This window comes from Geobacillus sp. GHH01 (assembly GCF_000336445.1).
GTDB classification, from domain to species: Bacteria; Bacillota; Bacilli; order Bacillales; family Anoxybacillaceae; genus Geobacillus; species Geobacillus zalihae.
In genome coordinates this window covers 2,830,506-2,851,289 of record NC_020210.1, presented here as the reverse complement: position 1 = coordinate 2,851,289, position 20,784 = coordinate 2,830,506, and the positions used below count along the sequence as shown (strand labels likewise).

The 20,784-nt window shown below is 55.1% G+C and carries 18 protein-coding genes and 1 pseudogene; 15 read left to right on the top strand and 4 right to left on the bottom strand.

The annotated features are described in order from the left end of the window. Nucleotides 1-16 precede the first annotated feature (16 nt). The 9 genes from GHH_RS14070 (at nucleotide 17) to GHH_RS14025 (ending at nucleotide 9,927) form a co-directional block, all read left to right on the top strand. Nucleotides 17-1,762, top strand: a complete 1,746-nt coding sequence (locus tag GHH_RS14070; RefSeq protein WP_015375618.1) for an AarF/ABC1/UbiB kinase family protein — start codon at nucleotides 17-19, stop codon at nucleotides 1,760-1,762. A gap of 16 nt (nucleotides 1,763-1,778) precedes the next feature. Next, nucleotides 1,779-2,105, top strand: coding sequence for a hypothetical protein (locus tag GHH_RS14065; protein ID WP_015375617.1), 327 nt, complete (start codon nucleotides 1,779-1,781; stop codon nucleotides 2,103-2,105). A gap of 27 nt (nucleotides 2,106-2,132) precedes the next feature. After that, nucleotides 2,133-3,239: a Zn-dependent alcohol dehydrogenase gene (locus GHH_RS14060; RefSeq protein WP_015375616.1), complete on the top strand. Its 1,107-nt coding sequence runs from the start codon at nucleotides 2,133-2,135 to the stop codon at nucleotides 3,237-3,239. Between the two features lie 171 nt (nucleotides 3,240-3,410). Then, nucleotides 3,411-3,839: a hypothetical protein gene (locus GHH_RS14055; protein ID WP_015375615.1), complete on the top strand. Its 429-nt coding sequence runs from the start codon at nucleotides 3,411-3,413 to the stop codon at nucleotides 3,837-3,839. A 117-nt stretch (nucleotides 3,840-3,956) separates the two neighbouring features. Further along, nucleotides 3,957-5,447 (top strand): aldehyde dehydrogenase, encoded by a 1,491-nt coding sequence (locus GHH_RS14050; RefSeq protein WP_015375614.1) that lies wholly within the window; start codon nucleotides 3,957-3,959, stop codon nucleotides 5,445-5,447. 96 nt (nucleotides 5,448-5,543) lie between these two features. Then, nucleotides 5,544-6,452, top strand: coding sequence for a R2-like ligand-binding oxidase (locus tag GHH_RS14045; RefSeq protein WP_015375613.1), 909 nt, complete (start codon nucleotides 5,544-5,546; stop codon nucleotides 6,450-6,452). Nucleotides 6,453-6,807: 355 nt separating this feature from the next. Further along, entirely contained in the window at nucleotides 6,808-7,413 is a 606-nt protein-coding gene (locus GHH_RS14035) for a DUF6230 family protein (protein ID WP_015375612.1), read from the top strand. Between the two features lie 210 nt (nucleotides 7,414-7,623). Then, complete coding sequence (locus GHH_RS14030) at nucleotides 7,624-8,766, top strand: DUF6114 domain-containing protein (protein WP_015375611.1); 1,143 nt, start codon at nucleotides 7,624-7,626, stop codon at nucleotides 8,764-8,766. Between the two features lie 12 nt (nucleotides 8,767-8,778). Beyond that, nucleotides 8,779-9,927 carry a hypothetical protein gene (locus GHH_RS14025; protein WP_015375610.1) on the top strand — a complete coding sequence of 383 codons (1,149 nt, stop codon included), beginning with the start codon at nucleotides 8,779-8,781 and terminating at the stop codon, nucleotides 9,925-9,927. A gap of 427 nt (nucleotides 9,928-10,354) precedes the next feature. Here GHH_RS14025 and GHH_RS14020 read toward each other — a convergent pair whose 3' ends face one another. Further along, a complete protein-coding gene (locus GHH_RS14020; RefSeq protein WP_015375609.1) occupies nucleotides 10,355-11,857 on the bottom strand; it encodes a response regulator transcription factor in 1,503 nt (500 codons plus the stop codon). Between the two features lie 307 nt (nucleotides 11,858-12,164). Here GHH_RS14020 and GHH_RS14015 point away from each other — a divergent pair, with 307 nt between their 5' ends. Continuing rightward, complete coding sequence (locus tag GHH_RS14015; RefSeq protein ID WP_015375608.1) at nucleotides 12,165-12,686, top strand: molybdenum cofactor biosynthesis protein B; 522 nt, start codon at nucleotides 12,165-12,167, stop codon at nucleotides 12,684-12,686. Between the two features lie 58 nt (nucleotides 12,687-12,744). Here the strand turns inward: GHH_RS14015 and GHH_RS14010 are convergent. Both GHH_RS14010 and GHH_RS14000 read right to left on the bottom strand, forming a co-directional pair. After that, a pseudogene (locus tag GHH_RS14010) lies at nucleotides 12,745-14,403 on the bottom strand (acyl-CoA synthetase). A 317-nt stretch (nucleotides 14,404-14,720) separates the two neighbouring features. Beyond that, complete coding sequence (locus GHH_RS14000; protein WP_015375605.1) at nucleotides 14,721-15,053, bottom strand: hypothetical protein; 333 nt, start codon at nucleotides 15,051-15,053, stop codon at nucleotides 14,721-14,723. A gap of 181 nt (nucleotides 15,054-15,234) precedes the next feature. Here GHH_RS14000 and GHH_RS13995 point away from each other — a divergent pair, with 181 nt between their 5' ends. Then, entirely contained in the window at nucleotides 15,235-16,455 is a 1,221-nt protein-coding gene (locus GHH_RS13995; RefSeq protein ID WP_015375604.1) for an argininosuccinate synthase, read from the top strand. A gap of 62 nt (nucleotides 16,456-16,517) precedes the next feature. Continuing rightward, nucleotides 16,518-17,897 carry an argininosuccinate lyase gene (gene argH, locus GHH_RS13990; protein ID WP_033006568.1) on the top strand — a complete coding sequence of 460 codons (1,380 nt, stop codon included), beginning with the start codon at nucleotides 16,518-16,520 and terminating at the stop codon, nucleotides 17,895-17,897. A gap of 69 nt (nucleotides 17,898-17,966) precedes the next feature. Here argH and GHH_RS13985 read toward each other — a convergent pair whose 3' ends face one another. Beyond that, on the bottom strand, nucleotides 17,967-18,413 hold the full coding sequence (locus tag GHH_RS13985; RefSeq protein ID WP_015375602.1) for a universal stress protein: 447 nt from the start codon (nucleotides 18,411-18,413) through the stop codon (nucleotides 17,967-17,969). Nucleotides 18,414-18,523: 110 nt separating this feature from the next. Between GHH_RS13985 and GHH_RS19225 the strand changes: the two genes are divergently transcribed. The 3 genes from GHH_RS19225 to ald all read left to right on the top strand — a co-directional run bounded on the left by GHH_RS19225 (nucleotide 18,524) and on the right by ald (nucleotide 20,732). After that, the gene (locus GHH_RS19225) at nucleotides 18,524-18,664 is read left to right on the top strand and encodes a hypothetical protein (RefSeq protein WP_015375601.1); all 141 of its coding nucleotides are present in this window, start codon (nucleotides 18,524-18,526) and stop codon (nucleotides 18,662-18,664) included. 96 nt (nucleotides 18,665-18,760) lie between these two features. Continuing rightward, nucleotides 18,761-19,525 (top strand): SDR family oxidoreductase, encoded by a 765-nt coding sequence (locus tag GHH_RS13980; RefSeq protein ID WP_015375600.1) that lies wholly within the window; start codon nucleotides 18,761-18,763, stop codon nucleotides 19,523-19,525. Between the two features lie 88 nt (nucleotides 19,526-19,613). Further along, on the top strand, nucleotides 19,614-20,732 hold the full coding sequence (gene ald / locus GHH_RS13975; protein WP_015375599.1) for an alanine dehydrogenase: 1,119 nt from the start codon (nucleotides 19,614-19,616) through the stop codon (nucleotides 20,730-20,732). Nucleotides 20,733-20,784 lie beyond the last annotated feature (52 nt).

Genomic DNA, 20,784 nt, shown 5'->3' with positions numbered 1-20,784 from the left:
AGAGGAGGGAAGCCGTTTGCACGCGTCGATCGAAACGGCCAAACCAAAACCGGCCCGCGACTGGGCGGCGATTGGCGCGGCCATTGAAGAGGAGCTAGCCGCCATTACGGCGGGAAAACGACGGCGGAAAATCATCGCTGTGCTTGTCAAAAACGGGCTCGGCATGGTGCTGGGCGACGCCATCGCCCATAGGCTGCGGGGAAAGGGAGGGGACAACGACTATTGGCGCCATGTCGGCCGAAGGCTGCGCCTGGCGTTTGAGGAGCTCGGCCCGACGTTCATCAAGCTCGGGCAAGTGCTCGTCACCAGGCAAGATTTACTGCCGGAGCCGGTGACACTCGAGCTTGAGAAGCTGCTCGACCGGGTGCCGCCGATCGAGTTTGCCAAAATTCAATACATTCTCGAACGCGAGCTGTCCGACGGCCTCGAGACGTTTGAGTGGATCGACGAAACGCCCCTCGGTTCAGCGTCGCTCGCCCAAGTATACAAAGCGAAGCTGAAAGACGGTCCGGTCGTCGCCGTGAAAGTGGTGCGCCCGACGGTCGAAAAGCTGTTTCAAACCGATATCGCCATTATCAAAAAAATGGCCGCCCGCCTGCAAAAGCGGCTGCCGCCCGAGCTGCAGGCCGCCCTCGATCTTGGGGGGCTCGTGCAAGATTATTACAGCAGCGCCATGGATGAGCTCGACATGACGGAAGAAGCAAGAAAAATGCAAGAAATGAAGCAAAAGTACGAAAGGAGGGCTGAACATGTCACGGTTCCGCACGTGTATGAAGCGACGAAAAGCGTCTTAATTATGGAATATATCGACGGCTGGCTCATCAAAGATTTCCCTGTTGACTTTCTCACTTTCGAAGAGCGGGTCAACATTATGATTGACCTCGTCCACCATTACGTGCAGACGATGCTTGACGGCCATTACCATGCCGATGCCCACGGTTCCAACATTATGATTGACAAACGGACGAAAAAAGCGGTCATCATCGACTGGGGGATGACCGGGCGGATGGACAGCGTGATGGCGCAAATTTTAATGCGCGTCATTTTGCACATCCAGCTCAACCAGGCGGAAGACGCCGCCGAAGTGTTTATGGAACTGATGTCGCCCACCATTTACACCGATGTTGTCAAATTGAAAGATGAACTGCGGACGTTGACGTTAAACTATGTGTCCGCCCATCAAGGCAGCAGCCGCTACAACTACGGCCGCCTCGTCCTTGAAGCGACGGCGATCGGGCTCCGCAACTACTGCAAAGTCCCGAACGGCTTGGCGCTTTGGGCGAAAGGATTTTCCGCCACCGAAGGGACGGCGCGCTGGATTTGCCCGGAAATTTCGTACGGCGAAGTCGTGGAGGCGTATGAAATTCCGATTTTAAAAAGCATCCTCGGAAAGCGCTTTAATTTTCGCGCCAACGCGAGTCTTGTCGCTGAAACGGCGGAAATGATCGCCACCTTCCCGCGCCGGTTCAACAAAGTGTTGGAGACGATGGCCGAAAACAAATGGCGCATGACCGTGCAAGTCCAAACCGACCCGGTGACGCGCAATACGCTCAACCAAATCGCCAACCGTTTGGCGCTTTCCCTCATCGCGTTTGCCATCATTATGGCCACCGGGTTTATTGTCGCCAGCATCCCGGGCGGAACGTTTCTCGGCATGGAGAAAACGACGATCGCCAACATCGGGTTGGCCGTTTCTGTCATCTTGGTCGTTTTCCTTGGCTGGCGGCTGTTCCGGACGCGCAAACAGCGGCCGCGATTTTAAAGAGGGAGGAAGGAACATGCGCGAGGAACAAGAAGAGCTGACGATGTCAAAGCGCATCGAAGCGTTTTACCGGCAAAGCGGCGGGCCGGGAAGCCCGACGATCCGGCGGTTGCTCGATAAGCATTTGCTGTATGGGAAAGACCACGGCCTGCCGGGGAAAAAGGAAGAGTTTGAGGATGTCATCCGCGATGTGTTTTTGCAAGACCATTCGACCCGGCCGCTCGTCATCGGCCTTTTCAAGCTGAAAGAAACGCTCAAGCAGGAATGGGACGCCTATTTGGATGCATTGCGGGGCCGCGGCATCCGTGAAGAGGAAGCGGATATGGCCGGCAAGCGGGTGTAATGGGCGGATGGAAAAGGAGGGAACGACATGGCAAAAGCCGCAGTATTGCACCGCTACGGGGAGCCGCTTTTCATCGAGGAAGTGGAAGTGGCAGCCCCGAAGCGCGGGGAAGTGAAAGTGAAACTGAAAGCAGCCGGCCTATGCCATAGCGATTGGCACGTCATCGACGGAACGCTCCCGCTGCCGCTGCCGATCGTGCTTGGTCATGAAGGGGCGGGCATCGTCGAAGAGGTCGGGGAAGGGGTGACAAGTGTCAAACAAGGCGACCATGTGGTGCTCAATTGGGTGCCGTCATGCGGGACGTGCAGCTATTGCCGCACCGGGCGGCCCGATCTATGCGAGGAGGCGGCAAGGCTGACGGCGACCGGGACCATGCCCGACGGGACGACGCGCTTTTCTTGGCAAGGGAAGCCAGTGTATCAGTTTTTAACAACCGGCGCGTTCAGTGAATATACCGTTGTGCCTGAGCAGGCCGTCATTCCGATTCGCCGCGACGTGCCGTTTGAAGTGGCCGCCTTGATCGGCTGCAGCGTCATCACCGGCGTCGGCGCCGCCATTCACACGGCCAAGGTGAGCCCGGGCAGCACGGTCGCGGTGATCGGCGCCGGCGGCGTCGGATTCAATATCATTCAAGGAGCCGCGTTAGCGGGGGCGAAACAAATTATAGCCATTGATGTCGTCGATGAAAAATTGGCGATGACGAAAACGTTCGGGGCGACGCACACCGTCAACGCCCGCGAGGACGATGCCGTCAGCGCCGTGCTCGACTTGACCGACGGCATCGGCGTCGACTATGCGTTTGAAGCGATCGGCCGCCCGGAGACGATGGCCGACGCATACAACATGACGCGAAAAGCGGGAACGACGGTCATCGTCGGCATCGCCGCGCCGCATGAAACGGTGGAGATCAACGCCTTTTCGCTGCCGTCCCAATCCAAAACGTTGACCGGTTCGTGGCTTGGCCAAGGCAATCCGCCGGTTGACTACCCGAAGCTGCTTGATTTGTACGCGGCGGGCAAGCTGAAGCTCGAACCGCTCATCAGCGCCGTCTATTCGCTCGACCAAATCAACGACGGATTCGCCGCCTTAAAGAGCGGGCAAAACATTCGCGGCATCATTCGCTTTGAAGAATGAGACGACAAGCCGCCCCGCGTGCGTTTGGGTGAACAAACAAGAGAAGCTGTTGGGCGGTCGGAAAGAGGGCGTTCCATCCGCCCTTGGACGAAAACGGGAAGGCCGGTGTTTGGACGGGCAAACAAGGGGATCGAAAAAACGTGGAACGATCGAGACGAGAGGGGGATTGACATGCCGGTGTTTCAAAGCGAGCAGGAAGTATACGACGTTCTCGGCCGCTTTTTTGAACGCGTGGCCGAAACGGAAGAGTCAAAAGAATTGATTGCGGCGACGGAGCTCGGGCCCGGATATGACGCGTTTGTCCAATACATTTTCCATAAGCCGGAAGCGAAAATTACATGGGCGCAGGAAAACGGGAAATTGAAAATTGTCTGCGGCGAAACAGCGCTGCGCCCGGAGCTCATTTTTGAGCAGACGGCGGATGTCGGGCATAAATTTTGGCTCGGGAAGCTCGATTTGCAGCAGGCGCTCGCCCGCCAGCAAATCAAAGTGCAAGGGCCGCTTGTGAACGCCTTGAAAGTATTGCCGCAGCTTGACGCCATTTACCCGGCGTACCGCGAATATTTGCAGGAAATCGGACGGAGCGACTTGTTGCTATAGCAGGCGAGCTTGGGAATGCATGGCGGGATGTCGCCAGGGGGCGCTGTAAGCACTTGAAAACGCGCTGTCTCCATCGGCTTTGCGCCCGATATAGCGGTTGGGAAAGGAGAAACGACGATGATTTCTATGAAAACAACAGAAGCTGGTTTATGGATTGGAGGAGAATGGCGGCCGGCGGCGGATGGCGCGATGTTTGACGTCATCGACCCGGCGACAGGCCAAGTGACGGCCCGTGTGGCCAACGCCGGGGAAAAAGATGTCGACGCAGCGGTCGCCATCGCCGAAGAGGCGTTTTCGGACCGGCGTTGGCTGTCGATTCCCCCCCTTGAACGCGGGCGCATCTTGCGGCGCATCGCCGAACTGATCCGCCAGCACCACTACGAACTGGCGCAACTCATGACGCGGGAAAACGGCATGCCGATCAATCTAGCGTTGTTTGTTGAAATTCCGCTTGCCGCCGACTGCTTCGACTTTTTCGCCTCGCTCGTCGTCAAGCCGCAAGGGGAGGTGCTGCCGTTTTCCGTCGCCGGCTCGGCGCCGGATTATATGGCGTGGACGATGAAGGAGCCGATCGGGGTGGCTGGGCTCATCACCCCGTGGAACTTTCCGCTTTTGATGCCGACGTGGAAAATCGCCCCAGCGCTCGCTGCCGGCTGTACGATGGTGTTAAAACCGGCGCCGGAAACGCCGCTGACGGCGTTGAAGCTTGCTGAGATTTGCCATGAGGCCGGCGTGCCGGAAGGCGTCATCAACGTCCTGCCTGGACTCGATGAGGCCGGAAAAGCGCTCGTCAGCCACCCTGGCGTGCCGAAAATCGCGTTTACCGGCGAGACGGCGACCGGCCGCCATATTTTGCAAGCGGCCGCGCCGCACATCAAACGGGTGACGCTCGAGCTCGGCGGCAAGTCGCCGAACATCATCTTTGCCGACGCCGACTTGGAACAGGCGGCGAAAAGCGCGCTGTTTGGCGTGTTCTACAACTCCGGGCAAGTGTGCCAAGCGGGAAGCCGCATTTTAGTCGAACGGTCGGTTTACGAAACGTTTGTCGAGCTGTTGGCCAGCAAAGCGAAAAAGCTGAAAGTCGGGCCTGGCGTGGATGCGCGCAGCGACCTTGGCCCCGTCATCAGCCGGGAGCAATACGAGAAAGTGTTGCGCTACATTGAGATCGGCAAGCAGGAAGGAGCACGGCTCGCGGCGGGCGGAAGAGCTTTGGAGGGGCTTGGCGGCGGCTATTTCATCGAACCGACGGTTTTTGCCGATGTATCGCCATCGATGCGCATCGCCTGTGAAGAAATTTTCGGGCCGGTCGCCGCTGTCATTCCGTTTCAAGATGAAGAGGAAGCCGCCTCCATTGCCAACGATACGATTTACGGCTTGGCGGCGGCGGTTTGGACGAATGACATCAAACGGGCGCTCCGCTTAGCGCGGCGGGTGAAAAGCGGAACCGTGTGGATCAACACGTACCAAGTGCTGTCGCCGACTGCGCCGTTTGGCGGGTACAAGCAAAGCGGCCTCGGGAGAGAGCTTGGCATGCAGGCGCTTGATGCCTATCTCGAGACGAAAACGGTTATTTGCGACTTGAATGACCGGCCGATGACGTTGTTTTAACAGCAGGGGAAAACCTTGTCGGAACGTTTTTACTTTCGAAGGACATTCGGACGGATCGATTTCATCAAAGCTGAACGATATAAGGAGGGAATAATGATGGTCCATCATGACGGCTTTCAAACTGTGAAAGCAACGATTGACTGGGAGCATCCGATGTATAAGTTGTATGAAAAAGCGAAGCGGAACGGCAAATGGAACCCAGCCGACATCGACTTCAGCCAAGATCAGAAGGATTTTGCCAGCTTGACGAGCGAAGAAAAAATTTCCGCGCTGCCGCTTGTTGCCGGTTTCTCGGCCGGCGAAGAGGCGGTGACGCTCGACATTTTGCCGATGGCCCACGCCCTCGCGCGCCAAGGGCGGCTGGAGGATGTCTTGTTTTTGACGACGTTTATGCATGATGAAGCGAAACATGTCGAGATGTTTTCCCGCTGGCAGCAGGCGGTCGGCATCGGGCAAATGGATTTGTCCGTCTTCCATAACGATGATTACAAACGCATCTTTTATGAAGCGCTGCCGGAAGCGATGAACCGTCTGTACACCGACGACTCGCCGGAAGCGGTCATCCGCGCCGCCACCGTCTACAACATGATCGTCGAAGGGACGCTTGCCGAATCAGGCTATTACACGTTCCGACAAATTTATAAAAAAGCCGGGCTGTTCCCTGGCCTTTTGCAAGGGATCGATTACTTGAACATGGATGAAGGCCGCCATATCCAATTCGGCCTTTATACGATCCAGCGGCTCGTCAATGAAAATGAGCGGTATTACGAGTTGTTTATCCAGTATATGGATGAATTATGGCCGCATGTCATCGGCTATGTCGCCTATTTGACCGAGCTCGGAAAGCGCCAGCAGCAGCTCGCCCGCACATATGCGCTCGAGATCGACTATGATTTGTTGAATCGATATGTGGTGAAACAGTTCAACCTCCGCAAAAAGCAAATCAGCCGCACGAAGCGCGTCGACGTCGTTGAGGAGATCGAAAAAACGGCTGCTGAGTCATGAGCGGACGGGCGGGTGGCCCCCTCCCCCCGCCCGCATCTAGAAAAGGTCGGTGATTTGGAGAAAATGCACCAGCAAGGAGCAGCTTGGTCAACAGCTCTTTCGTGCATTCGGGGACCCATCTTTTTGAAGAAAACGCGGCTTTTCACCAATCTTCTAAAAAAACAGGGGAGAAAGCGTCTCATCCAGTATTTTTCCAGCTTGGGCGCGAAATAGGTGCGAGGGAGGGCGCAGCCGGTTTGTGCGGCATGTGGGCAAGACCGCTGCTGCCTTCAAGGGGAGCAAGGTATTTATTTTGGGGGGAATAGGGATGAATCAAAGCTTGTCGGATGAAGGAACACAAAGGGGGCATGAAAAAATGGGGAGCTTGTTTGCGGTCAATCCAAAACGATTTGCCATTGCGGGTGGGACGGGATTTCTCGCCGTCATCGCTTTGGTTGCCATGTTGCTTCTGTCAGGGACGGCGTTTGCGGCGTTTCCGCTTTCAGGAGTTGGGGGATTTACGATCAGCGCTGATAAAATTACGGGAACCGGGTTTAAACTGTATCCCGCCATCGGTGAAACCGAACAAAGAGGGGCTTGGGGACAGGCCGCCGTTGACTTGGCGTCGGCGAACATCACCAATTTGGTGCTGACGAAAAACATCAACACCGAATCGGCTCTCGGCGCTTACGGCATTAAAAGCATCGATGTTGTCGTTACCGGCGGCAATGTGAGCGGGCAAAATTTAAAATTGCGCGTCACCGGCATTCAAGCGGACAGCACGTCATTTGCCGGCTTGGAGACGCAAGAGCATAAAACCGACAACCCGCTCAATGTTATCGATTTGAGCGCGCCGAGCTTGACTCTTGACAAACCGAGCTTGAACACGCATTACATGTCGGCTGGGTCGATCACGATTCCGAACATGAAGTTGAAAGTGATCGCCAACATGAAGGACGGAAGCCGTGTCGGCGACTTTTAATCCGGTCTGATCATCATTTGAATGAGAGCGGTTCATCTCCTATTCCTCCCAAAATGAATTGGATGATCTGTGATCTTGTTCCTTGTGTCGAAAGTTGCATCAACTGTGGATCAAAGGGGTGACGGAAAGAGGGACGGCGGAGTGTTCAGCTTGTCCGCTGCTGTCACTTGCCGAGAGAGAAGATGAAAACGGGTAAAGGGAGGCAAGACCATGGGAAAGATGTTCGAGATTGGGCAAATTGCGGTCATAGGGGCGCTGACGGGCGCGTTTATCGGCGGAATCGTGCTCCAAGGAGGGATTGAAGGAGCGCTGTGGGGTGGACTGGCGCTGGCCGCTGTTCTCGCGGCGGCCGTTTGGCCGCTTCTCGAACGCCCAACTGCTTTGATGCGAGCGAAATATGGAGCGGCGGCTTTTTTGCCCGGCATGCTTGTTGGCGGGAGTCAATGGCTGTCGATCGGGGTTGTTGGGGCAGCGGTGGGAGGGGCGGCGAGCAGCGCGCTGGCTGCTTTTGTTGCCTCTCGCCTCATCGTGCGCCAGGAAGAACAAGGCCGTTATATCCGCACGCGTTTTCATTACGTCTGGCTGTTTTTTGGTGGATCCCTCGTGACGTTTTTCGCTTTAAACGCCCTGTTTGTCGCTGAGAGGGCGGCGCCGTGGCAAACATGGGCGCGATCGATTCCGATGGCCGTTCAGTCCTCCATCGTTCTTGCCTTCGTGTTGCTTGGATATATGATTTGCATCGGCTGGCAAAAGAGAAAGACCGAGACATGGCGGCAAGCGCGGTCGGCTGCCCGCCGGGCGGGGGGAGCGCTGCTGGTTGGAGGGTTGCTGCTTATCGCCGCCGCTTCGATGTTCCATTATGGCCTTTGGTCTGTTCACGATGCAGCCCGCTTTGTCGGGCCGCTGTTGTCGTATGCCTTAGGTTGGATGCTGCCGTGCGCCGTCGGGCTTTTGCTTGCTAAAAACCGCTATCGTCCTGTGTTAGGATCGGTGCTCGGGATGATTGGCGCGATATTCGTCTTGATCGTTGGCATTAGCGTGTTTCCGATGTTGCTGCTTCCTGGAAGCGGGCTGATGTGGGCTGGGCTGGTCACGGGGCTGGTGATGATCGTTTTGTCCATTTTAAGCATGATCAAACCGCAAAGCCATGTCACCATCGGCAGCTTTCTTATTCTTGCTTCCATTCTGTCTTTCGTCGGTGCAGCAGGAGGTCTGATCATCGGAGGGGTGATCGGGCTTTTAGGAGGTGCGCTTGTGGTCGGATGGAGCGGGAAACAGGAAGAAAAAACAAGCAGTGATTCTTCTCCCCCCGCCTCTCCGATCCCGCCGCATTCGCCAACGATGACAGGATAAAGGAGGAACCCAATGAAATCCATCAAATGGCTCAAAATGTCGTTTCTTGCGTTGCTGCTTCTCCTCTGCTTGCCGCTTGGCGGTTCGCGTTCACTCGCTGCAGGGGAGGAACAAGGATTTGTCATTCATGCTGATAAAGTCGTCGGCATCCTCGATTTAGGGGGCATTATCCTTGGTTCGCCGAAAGTGATCGTCGGCAAGCTTCCGATTGCGTTCATCCAAGCAGACATCAGCGGATTGTCAATGGAACGGGCCATCGACACGCCGCAAGGAACCATCGTGCTGTCGATTCGCTCGGAAGGAACAGCGAGCGCCACTTGGATGAAGCTCGATGTGACGAAATTGAAGTTCGGGGGCCTTTGCTTGGATGGGTTTCCCATTAAGCAGTGCTTGAGAGACGTCACGTTGGTGGCGACGAAGATGACGGCCTCCCGTCTCTCCATCCCCGGCATGTCGCTGTCGGCCTCATTTTCTGGTGCAACTCTAGCGCAAGCGGAGCAAAGCGCACTCGAACAAACAGATCTCGCGCAAGAAGCGGAACGGCTCATCTGGCAGCTGGATGAACAAAAGCAAGGCGATAACAGCGCCGCCCGTATGGTTGAGACGCTGCAAGCAAACGTCCCAGCGTTGGAGAAGCGTGTCAAGGCGAGAACGGATGAATGGGGGACGCTCGCAGAAAAGCTGAACGCTGTTTCGGCTTCTCTCCAACAGCTTGAACGGGCCATGGCGGGCGGACAAACAGCTGGAAGCGAAGAAAGAGCGCAATATGAAGAAATCAAGGTTCGACTGCAGGAGTGGAACGAAATGATCGATCAACAAACGGCCGCCATCCGCCAAGATATCGAGAAATGGAAGGAACAAGACGCTCTATGGAAGAACGCAGTTTCGTATGCAACAGAAACGTTGAAGCTTGGAGAACAATCAAAAGCGATGAATCTTCTTTCGGCTTTGCGCTCGTCGCTTGATCGCGTCAAACAACAGCTTGACAAGCTGGAAACGGACGGAGCAGTTTGGCGCAAAACGGCGAACGAGCTTGAACAGCGGCTGAATGCAGTAGTTGAATGGTGGAAGTCCAAACCGGCTGCCGAAGCGAACAGCGCGGACGGACGTTCTCAGCCCCCGCTTCCTTCGCCGGGAGCAGATGAGGAAGGGAAACGGTAAAGACATAGAAGGTTGGTAATGATAGAAAAGAAATGCTCTTCTTGAACTGCGAAACTCTACAACGCTTTTTTCACTTGAAAGCGACAAGTTCGCGCAATGGTGGTTTTTTCACCAACCTTATAGAAAACAAGAGGGCAAGGCGTTTGGCTCCTTGCCCTGTTGGTGTGGACCGATTTCAGCAAGAAGCGCGCATGCCGACGCTACGGTGAACTACCCACCACCTACGCTTCGCTTAGAGATGGGGGCTTCAAGCGACTTGTGTGTGTTCGCCGAACGGTAAGCCACACACAAGAACCCTTTACGCTTCCCTTCGTTCCGAAGGTGTCCGTTCTAGCCATATTCTATCCTATTCGTTGGCTAACGCCAACCGACATTCATCTCCCACTTTCACTTCGTTTCAAAGCGGGAGACTTCTTTCGGAAAGATGTTAAATGATTCCGTCGCGAATCGCTTTGACAATGGCTTCAGTCCTGTTTTTGGCGTTCATTTTTTGCAAAATGGCAGACACATAATCGCGCACCGTGTATTCGCTCAAATGGAGACGCTTTGCCGCCTCGTACGTTGACGCCCCTTCGGCGACGAGCTTCAGCACTTCGATTTCCCGCGGCGATAAATGCGGCGTCGGCTGAACAAGATCGGAACGCCCTCCGCTGCATTTGGCCAAAATCTCCCCCGCGCTTTGTCCGAATTTCATCACCGCCGTGTAAAGATCATTGGACAATTGAAAGGACGTCTTCGGACCGCAATCCAAAATGGCGGCGCCGATAAGCCGATTTTCCGACGGCGCGTAAATGGGAGCGATGACAATCGATTCCAGTTGAAACTGCTTGACGTATTTCATCGGCAATCCTTGCGCGGCATGGCGGACATAAATGGGCGGCACGTTCGTCATCTGGCGGCCGAGCAGCTGCAGCCGCTGGATGTATTGCTTAATGAACGGAAGGCTGTCGATGTGTTCGTGAATGCTTTTGATGTCATGATTGTTCAGTTGATAACCGTACAATCCGAATCCGCTTTCATGAGTGCTTGAATAGGCGAACAGGGCACATCGTTCAAACGGCAAGTAAGCGACAAATCCGGTTGAAATGTACTCGATCGCTTCGTTCAGCGATTTGGCCCGCATAATCCATTGGTCAAACAACAAGACGGCGTCTTTCCAAAGATGTTGCTCTTTTGTGCGAATGACGGCCTTCTGGGCGGCATGAGACTGTTCGAGAGCGTGAAGAAGAAACGGGATGACGAGTTGTTCTTCCCCTTCTGCGCAAACGAGCAAAAGATCGCTCCCCCATGGGAGCGGAATCAATCGCATTCCGCCCGCGTCCATGCGGGAAAGAATGCGTTCACATAAAGCGAAAATCGTCTCTCCATACATCGCGCCTTCTGTGAGCACATCGGCCGCGCTTCCATGCCATTTGGCGACGATGAATCCACCGTCCGCTGTTCTTGCCAGCTGGGCGATCCAGGCGATCGGCAGCTGCTTGGATGAAACGATTTGCGAAAGAAACTGCTCCAAATCGAATTCGGGGCAGCCAGAAGCATTGACGGACTCATGAAGCTTCGAAAAAACGTACTGAATGGCTTGATGAACGCGAAATTCCACAATACCGTCCGATTGAATGGCTTCGTGAACCGCGTTTTCCATCATCGATAAAATGGCGGTGGACTGGTTGGGTGACAGCCCGCCGTTTCGCTTTTCCCACTCGCGGCGAAATGACGCCAGCCATTCATCGATATCATTCATGGGATCAAGCCATTGCGAAGAGAACACGTCAACGGCAAGCCGCAAAGGCTGGGCCGCGGCATGATGCTTGTCCTCCAGTTCGCGGCATTTGCCCAGCCAAGCGGATAAAATGTCGTCGCGGTGTTTCCGAATCATCTCCCATCCTTCTTTCAAAATGGCGTCCAATCGGATTGACAAGCGCAAGTCCATTCGTTTTCCCTCCTTAAGTTTTTTTCTTGTTTTTTGTCCAAACGATATCATTGCTTCCGTTTCGTGTATCGATCGTTCCATACAATTGGGCGTCATGGGCGTCGGATGTTGGTTGATGCCGGGAGAGAAAAACGAGTGCAAAGATGTTGGGAACAAGAGAAACCGGTTGCGGAAAGTCCTATGATCATCGTGGTGATATATATTAATAATATTATAACAATTCTGTCTATTATGATACAAATGGTTTGCGAACCGTATTTCCATTGTGTACGATAGAGATAAAGAAACGAAAGGGGATCATAAACGGATGAGCACGACCGAACATAAACAAGAAGCCCCCCAAACCGTCCGCTGCAAAGTCATCACCGTCAGCGACACGAGAACGGAGGAAACCGACCGAAGCGGCCGGCTGATGATCGAGCTGCTCACGGAAGCCGGGCATGAGGTCGTCGGCTATGAGATCGTCAAAGACGAAGCGGACGCCATTCGCGAGGCAGTGCTTGACGGCTGCCGCCGCGCCGATGTCGATGCCGTGCTCACGAACGGCGGCACCGGCATCGCCAAGCGCGACGTGACGATCGAAACGGTCGGTGCGCTGCTTGAGAAAGAACTCGTCGGCTTTGGCGAGCTGTTCCGCTTCTTGAGCTACACCGAAGACATCGGCCCGGCCGCCATGCTGTCGCGCGCCGTCGCCGGCGTGGCGATGGACACCGCCGTCTTTTGCACTCCCGGCTCCACCGGCGCTGTGCGCCTCGCGATGACGAAGCTCATTTTGCCGGAGCTTGGGCATGTCGTGAGGGAGATTCGGAAGGATAGGGCGCCGCGTTGACGAAAAGAGAACATAAGCGAAAAAGAGGATGCCCGCTGCGGGCATCCTCTTTCATTCATCAAGCCTTGATGCATTTTTCCCGCTCTTGATTGCGCAGGATGAACCGCTGGATTTTTCCGCTCGGCGTTTTCGGCAGTTCGACGACAAATTCGACTTCGCGCGGGTATTCATGCTTGGATAAGCGCGTTTTGACGAACAAGGACAGCTCGTCGGCCAGCTCGTCCGACGGCGCAAAGCCTTCTCTGAGCACGACAAACGCTTTGACGATTTCCCCTTTGACGGGATCCGGCTTCCCGACGGCGGCTGCTTCGACGACAGCCGGATGCTCAAGGAGGCAGCTTTCGATTTCAAACGGCCCGATGCGGTAGCCGGCGCTCGAGATGATGTCGTCCGCCCGTCCTTGGAACCAGAAATACCCGTCTTCGTCTTTTGTCGCCAAATCGCCGGTCAAAAACCACTTGCCGACGAGCCGCTCGGCGGTTTTTTCAGGGTCTTTCCAATACCCCTTAAAGACGTTCGGGATCGAGTCGGTGTTAAAGGCAATTTGTCCGACCTCGCCGTCGGCGACTGGGGTTCCATTCTCATCGAGCAGGGCCACGTCAAAGCCCGGCAGCGGCCATCCCATCGAGCCTGGCCGGATTTCCATCTCGGCGGCGTTGAAGTTTCCGATCAGCATCAACGTTTCCGACAAGCCATAATGGTCGTGGATCGTAACGCCCACGTGCTCTTGGAAAAAGCGGATGACTTCCGGATTGAGCGGTTCGCCCGCTGAGCTCATGGCGCGCACGTTCAGTTGATAGCGGCGAATGACGTCCGCGCCGGCCGCCGCCATCGCCCGATACGCGGTCGGGGCGTACGCGAAATTGGTCACCCGGTATTTTTCCATCAAGGAATAGCACGTCTCCGGCTTAAACGGCCCTTCGTAAAAGACGATCGGCACGCCAAAGGCCATCGGCGCAAAGGTGCAAAAGACGAGCCCGTACGCCCAGCCCGGATCCGCCCCGCCGAAAAAGACATCGTCATCGCGCAGGCCAATCGCATAGCGCATATACGGATAAATGTTGATGAGCACGTTGTGCGGCCACATGGCGCCTTTTGGCATCCCGGTCGAGCCGGACGTATACTGAATCGCGAGCAGATCGTCGACCGTCGTTTCTTCGATCGAGTGCTCAGTCGACTCTTTCGAAAGCGCTTCCCAAAATGGCTGGTCTTGATCATGAGACGGTCCGTCAATGACAAAAATGTATTCCAATGTCGGCATGTTGTCCCGCGGCGGCAGTTTGGCGCGCTGTTCCTTGTTCGTCAAGAGGACTTTCGCCTCGGAATGGTTGATGCGATATTCAATCGCCTGCGGGCCAAACGCGGTAAAGAGCGGCACATACACGGCGCCGACCTTCCAAGCCGCCAAAATGTAGACGACAAGGGCCGGGTTTTTCGGCATGAGCGCGCAGACGCGATCCCCTTTTTTCACGCCCAGCTTGCGGAACACGTTCGCCATTTGGTTCGACCAATCGCGCAATTGCCGATAGGTGATCGTTTTTTGCTCTCCTAAAGCGTTTTCATAAAACAGCGCAATGCGGTTCGGATCCTCGGCATACCGGTCGCATACTTCGTGGGCGGCGTTGAACCGGCTGCGGGGATCTCAGTCGTAATGAGCGAATGCCTGATCCCAAGAAAATGATTGAATGAGTGAGGCAGGTGATAGATGGTTGGCCATGTCTGATCCCTCCGTTGTGTGAAAAGGAGTCAAATCAATAATAATTGAAATAAAAATAAAATTCAATATATTTTTGAAGGATAATAAATGGAACCCATTGGAGAAAGGGGATAGAATGAAAAAAGAGGAGCTCCCCAGCTTGAGCGCTCCTCTCAATCGCCAAGAAAGCTTTCGTTTGCGGCAGCGTATCCTTCGTCATCACGGCGGAATCCGCCGCATCAATCCCCGATCTTCTGGTCAAAATCGTTGCAGCCGCATGGTTTGTCTGCCGTCTAAAAAGGGGACAAGCGGCATCAGCGCTCATTTGTTATGGGGTGTTATGGTTTTTCGACCCGCTTTTTTCCGTGTCGCGATGAAACGGATGGAGCAATGCGATACCAAATCCACAAATCGTTGACGATCGAAGCGAGTTCGGCGATGTCAGCATTGAGCTGGCACGAGCGTGCGAAATCCGCTTCTTGGCCGAGTTCGTCTTGTTTTTTGTTGATTTCCCGCTCCAGTTCGGCGATGCGGTCGGGGATCAAGCCGCGGATCGTTTCCCATTCCAGTAAAATCGCCTCTTGTTCGTTTGGGCTGTAGTCCTCCCAAGGCTTGTCCAGATGCGGCAGGCGGATGCCGAGCCGTTTGTCGTCGATGAAGATGCCGTTCATTCTTGCCGCCTCCTTTTTTTCTATTATACGAAACATTTCCGCATATCGGTGAGGAATTTTTATTCTTTCTTGTTGAATAAGTATTGAAAAATCACGGGAAAGCTGATAAAGTGATAATGTATTAAATTTGAATATTTATTTATATTTAAGTATATTTATGTGACAGGAGAGGAGAACGACCATGGCAAATCCGAAATTGGTGCTGGCATACTCTGGCGGTTTAGATACATCAGTCGCGATCAAGTGGCTCCAGGAGCGCGGATATGATGTGATCGCGTGCTGCTTGGACCTTGGGGAAGGGAAAGACCTCGATTTCGTGAAAGAAAAAGCGCTCAAAGTCGGGGCGATCAAATCGTATGTCATCGACGTCAAAGACGAATTTGCGAACGAGTATGCGCTCATCGCCTTGCAGGCGAACGCGTTGTACGAAGGGAAATATCCGCTCGTTTCGGCGCTGTCGCGTCCGCTCATCGCGAAAAAACTCGTTGAAATCGCCGAGCTCGAAGGCGCGGTGGCGGTGGCTCACGGCTGCACGGGGAAAGGGAACGACCAAGTGCGCTTTGAAGTGTCGATCAAAGCGCTCAATCCGGATTTGGACGTGATTGCCCCGGTGCGCGAGTGGAGCTGGTCGCGCGAGGAAGAAATCGAATACGCGAAACAGCACGGCATTCCGATTCCGGTTGACCTTGACAGCCCGTTTTCCATCGACCAAAACTTGTGGGGACGAAGCAACGAGTGCGGCATTTTGGAAGACCCGTGGGCGGCGCCGCCGGAAGAGGCGTATGAGCTGACGGCTTCGCTTGAGAACGCGCCGGATGTGCCGGATGTCATCGAGATCGGCTTTGAACAAGGTGTGCCGGTGACGTTAAACGGGAAGGCGTATCCGCTCGCGCAGCTCATTTTGGAGCTGAACGCGTTGGCCGGCAAGCACGGCGTCGGCCGTATCGACCACGTCGAAAACCGCCTTGTCGGCATCAAGTCGCGCGAAGTGTACGAATGCCCGGGGGCGATCACGCTCATCAAAGCGCATAAAGAGCTCGAAGACTTGACATTGGTGCGGGAAGTTGCGCACTTCAAACCGATCATCGAACAAAAAATCGCCGAAGTCATTTACAACGGTCTTTGGTTCTCACCGCTGAAAGACGCGTTGGTCGCGTTTTTGAAAGAAACGCAGAAAAACGTCACCGGCGTCGTGCGCGTGAAGCTGTTTAAAGGCCATGCGATCGTCGAAGGGCGCAAATCGCCGTTCTCGCTCTATGATGAAAAATTGGCAACATACACGTCCGAAGATGAATTTGACCATCAAGCGGCGGTCGGATTCATTTCGCTGTACGGCCTGCCGACGAAAGTCAACAGCATCGTGAACAAGCAAAACAAGGCGTCGGTGCCGACCGGCCAATGAAGGAAAATGAAGGGAACTTCATGAAAGGAAGGAGGAAGTCGCATTCCTCTGCGGCGAGATTCGTGAAAAAGCTTTGGGGCGGACGGTTTACGAAAACAGCGGAAGAATGGGTCGACGAGTTTGGCGCGTCGATCCCATTCGACCAAGAGCTCGTTGAAGAAGACATTGAAGGCAGCCTTGCCCATGTGACGATGCTTGGCGAATGCGGCATCCTGCCTGAAGACGATGTGGAGCAGATCAAAGGCGGGCTCATCCGCCTGTTGGAAAAGGCGAAGCAAGGGGAGCTCGAATTTTCCATTGCCTACGAGGACATTCATTTAAACATTGAAAAAATGTTGATCGACGACATCGGACCGGTCGGCGGCAAGCTGCACACTGGACGGAGCCGGAACGACCAAGTGGCGACCGATATGCATCTATACTTGCGCAAGCGGGTTGAAGAGATTCTCGGCCTCATCCGCGGGCTGCAGCGGGCGCTTGTCGCTCAAGCCGAAAAGCATGTCGAAACGATCATGCCTGGATATACGCATTTGCAGCGGGCGCAGCCGATTTCGTTCGCCCACCATCTGCTGGCTTATTTTTGGATGCTCGAGCGCGATTATGAGCGGTTTTCCGAGTCGCAAAAGCGCATCAACCGCTCGCCGCTCGGCGCCGGGGCGCTCGCCGGGACGACGTTTCCGATCGACCGGCATCGGACGGCGGAGCTTTTGGGCTTTGCCGATCTTTACGAAAACAGCCTTGATGCGGTGAGCGACCGCGATTTCATCATCGAATTTTTAAGCAACAGTTCGATGCTCATGATGCACCTGTCGCGGTTGGCCGAGGAGTTGATTCTTTGGTCAAGCCAAGAGTTCCAGTTCATTGAGCTGGATGATGCGTTTGCGACCGGCAGCAGCATCATGCCGCAAAAGAAAAACCCGGACATGGCCGAACTCATCCGCGGCAAAACCGGCCGCGTGTACGGCCACTTGATGGCGCTCCTCACGGTGATGAAAGGGCTGCCGCTCGCCTACAACAAAGATATGCAAGAAGATAAAGAAGGCATGTTTGATACAGTAAAGACGGTCATCGGGTCGCTGAAAATTTTCACCGGCATGATTGAAACGATGAACGTGCGCACGGACGTCATGGAGCGGGCGACGAAACAAGACTTTTCGAACGCGACCGAGCTTGCCGATTACTTGGCGGCAAAAGGCATGCCGTTCCGCGAGGCGCATGAGGTCGTCGGCAAGCTCGTGCTGCTTTGCATTGAGAAAGGCGTCTTTTTGGCCGACTTGCCGCTTGACGTGTATAAGGAGGCGTCGCCGCTCTTTGACGCAGACATTTATGACGCCTTGAACCCGCGCACGGCCGTCAACCGCCGCAACAGCGCCGGCGGCACCGGTTTTGCCGAAGTGCGGGCGGCGCTTGAAAAAGCGAAAGAAAAGCTAAACACCCCGTAACGGCGGGGTGTTCTTTTTTGGCATTTGCCGGCGGCACAGAGAATGGATGCATTCGTTGAGCGCGGAAGGCTATTCTTTCGGCGTCCGCACAACAAGCACATCGCATTTCGCATGGCGGACGATGTTTTCCGAGACACTGCCAATCAGAAACCGCTCGACCGCGTTCAACCCGGTCGCCCCGCAAATGATGAGGTCGGCTTTGTATTTCGGAGCGACGTCTTTGGCGATTTTCACTTTCGGCGAGCCGAATTCGACCGCGGTGTCCACATCGTCGAGTCCAGCGGCGACGGCTTGGTTTTTATACCGCTCAAGCAATTCGTTCGCATACTGTTCCGAACGTTCGGCGAGGGCATAATCGTGCGCTTCAACGGTCGTAAAGCCGCGCAAGTCGATGATGTGGGTCAAAATGAGTTTCGCCCCGTTTCGCTTGGCGATTTGAACCGCTTTTTTGAACGCCCATTCCGCTTCCTTCGAGCCATCGACGGCGACGACGATCGTTTTGTACGTCATCGTCATGTTCTCCACTCCCTTTGGATAAAAATGTTATCTCTATATAGTATACCCTCGCTGAACTGGCGGGAAACTAGACCATATATTGAGATTTTGTGAAAGAAGGAGGAAGGGCGATGGAAAAGCGGCATAACGACTGGCAGTACGAGGAGGAAGAAGTGAGGACGATCACCGAACAAATTACCGAATCGTACGAGAGCGGCATCATTGACGATGACGAATCGTATTACGACCCGCGCCGCGAAGTCGGCGAATAACCATGGCGCCCATGCGCTATGGTTATTTTTTTGTATTCCCCCTTGTTTGTAGTAAAGTAAAAATGAGACCGCAAATCGCGACGAGGAGGGAGAAGGGTGCGGCATGCGTTGATCACGGCCGGAGCGAAAGGATTGGGGAGAAAGGTGACGGAGCTGTTGCTTGATCAAGGCTACTCGGTGACGGTGAACTACCGGAGCGATGAGCAGGCGGTGCGCTCGCTTGCCGAGAAGCACCGCAGCGCCGCCGACCGCCTTCAGTTTGTGAAAGGGGATGTGACGAGAAAAGAGGATTTGGAGCGGTTAGTGGATGCAGCCATGGAGCGGTTCGGCCGCATTGACTGCCTTATTAACAACGCAGGCCCCTACATTTTCGAGCGGAAAAAGCTGGCCGATTATACGGAAGACGAATGGTACGAAATGATTGAAGGCAATTTGAGCTCGGTCTTCCATTTAGTGAGGCGGACGATCCCGATTATGCGAAAACAGCGGTTTGGCCGCATCATTACGTACGGATTTCAAGGAGCGGCGGACGCCCCGGGCTGGGTGCACCGCTCGGCGTTCGGCGCGGCGAAAGTCGGATTGGTGTCGCTGACGAAAACGATCGCCTTGGAAGAGGCAGAATATGGAATTACCGCCAATATGGTGTGCCCAGGCAACATTGTCGGCGATATGAAAGAAGCGGGGATCGCCGACGCCCGCGCGAGAAGGGATGCGGAAACGCCGGTCGGGCGCCCGGGCACAGGCGAAGATATCGCCCGCGTGATCGCGTTTTTATGCGAGGACGACTCGGATTTCATCACCGGCGCCGTCATTGACGTCACCGGCGGAGCAAACGTCATTTACCGCCATCTTTTCCGTTGAGACCAGCGCCTCCTCCTTTTTCGTTTGCTTTTGCGCGAAACGGGGCACAATAAAAGGAGAAGCGGGAAGGAAAAAGGAGGAAAATGTGATGAAGATCGGCATTCCAAAGGAGATCAAAAACAATGAAAACCGTGTCGCCATTACCCCGGCCGGCGTGATGACGCTCGTCAAAGCGGGGCATGACGTGTATGTGGAGACGGAAGCCGGCGCTGGGTCGGGGTTTTCTGACGCTGAATATGAAAAAGCCGGGGCAGTGATCGTGACAAAAGCGGAAGATGCCTGGGCGGCGGAGATGGTGTTGAAAGTGAAAGAACCGCTGCCTGAGGAGTTCCGATATTTCCGTCCAGGGCTCATTTTATTTACGTATTTGCATTTGGCCGCGGCCGAAGCGCTCACGAAAGCGCTCGTCGAACAAAAGGTGGTTGGCATCGCCTATGAGACGGTGCAGCTGGCGAACGGCTCGCTGCCGCTGTTGACGCCGATGAGTGAAGTCGCCGGCCGCATGTCCGTGCAAGTCGGCGCCCAGTTTCTTGAGAAGCCGCACGGCGGAAAAGGCATTTTGCTTGGCGGCGTGCCCGGAGTGCGGCGCGGCAAAGTGACGATCATCGGCGGCGGAACGGCGGGGACGAACGCGGCGAAAATCGCGGTCGGTCTCGGGGCAGACGTGACGATTTTGGACATTAACGCCGAGCGGCTGCGCGAGCTCGATGATTTGTTCGGCGACCACGTGACGACGCTCATGTCCAACTCGTACCATATCGCCGAGTGCGTGCGCGAATCGGATTTGGTCGTCGGCGCCGTCTTGATCCCGGGGGCGAAAGCGCCGAAGCTGGTGACGGAAGAGATGGTGCGCTCGATGACGCCGGGATCGGTGTTGGTCGACATCGCCATTGACCAAGGCGGCATTTTCGAAACGACCGACCGCGTCACGACGCATGACGATCCGACATACGTCAAGCACGGCGTCGTCCATTACGCCGTCGCCAACATGCCGGGTGCGGTGCCGCGTACGTCAACGTTTGCCTTGACGAATGTGACGATCCCATACGCCTTGCAAATCGCCAACAAAGGCTACCGCGCCGCGTGCTTGGATAACCCGGCGCTGTTAAAAGGGATCAACACGCTCGATGGGCACATCGTGTACGAAGCGGTCGCGGCGGCGCACAACATGCCGTATACGGATGTTCATTCGTTGTTGCACGGATGAAATCATGAAGATGGAGCCGCCTTGATGGCGATGAGAAAACAAAGCTGTCCGA

Coding starts and splice junctions, on each gene's coding strand:
- GHH_RS14055 (WP_015375615.1), top strand. CDS start 3,411: ATGCCGGTGTTTCAAAGCGAGCAGGAAGTATACGACGTTCTCGGCCGC.
- GHH_RS14060 (WP_015375616.1), top strand. CDS start 2,133: ATGGCAAAAGCCGCAGTATTGCACCGCTACGGGGAGCCGCTTTTCATC.
- GHH_RS14025 (WP_015375610.1), top strand. CDS start 8,779: ATGAAATCCATCAAATGGCTCAAAATGTCGTTTCTTGCGTTGCTGCTT.
- GHH_RS14015 (WP_015375608.1), top strand. CDS start 12,165: ATGAGCACGACCGAACATAAACAAGAAGCCCCCCAAACCGTCCGCTGC.
- GHH_RS19225 (WP_015375601.1), top strand. CDS start 18,524: ATGGAAAAGCGGCATAACGACTGGCAGTACGAGGAGGAAGAAGTGAGG.
- GHH_RS14030 (WP_015375611.1), top strand. CDS start 7,624: ATGGGAAAGATGTTCGAGATTGGGCAAATTGCGGTCATAGGGGCGCTG.
- ald (WP_015375599.1), top strand. CDS start 19,614: ATGAAGATCGGCATTCCAAAGGAGATCAAAAACAATGAAAACCGTGTC.
- GHH_RS14045 (WP_015375613.1), top strand. CDS start 5,544: ATGGTCCATCATGACGGCTTTCAAACTGTGAAAGCAACGATTGACTGG.
- GHH_RS14020 (WP_015375609.1), bottom strand. CDS start 11,857: ATGGACTTGCGCTTGTCAATCCGATTGGACGCCATTTTGAAAGAAGGA.
- GHH_RS13985 (WP_015375602.1), bottom strand. CDS start 18,413: ATGACGATGACGTACAAAACGATCGTCGTCGCCGTCGATGGCTCGAAG.
- GHH_RS14035 (WP_015375612.1), top strand. CDS start 6,808: ATGGGGAGCTTGTTTGCGGTCAATCCAAAACGATTTGCCATTGCGGGT.
- GHH_RS14000 (WP_015375605.1), bottom strand. CDS start 15,053: ATGAACGGCATCTTCATCGACGACAAACGGCTCGGCATCCGCCTGCCG.
- GHH_RS14050 (WP_015375614.1), top strand. CDS start 3,957: ATGATTTCTATGAAAACAACAGAAGCTGGTTTATGGATTGGAGGAGAA.
- GHH_RS14065 (WP_015375617.1), top strand. CDS start 1,779: ATGCGCGAGGAACAAGAAGAGCTGACGATGTCAAAGCGCATCGAAGCG.
- GHH_RS13995 (WP_015375604.1), top strand. CDS start 15,235: ATGGCAAATCCGAAATTGGTGCTGGCATACTCTGGCGGTTTAGATACA.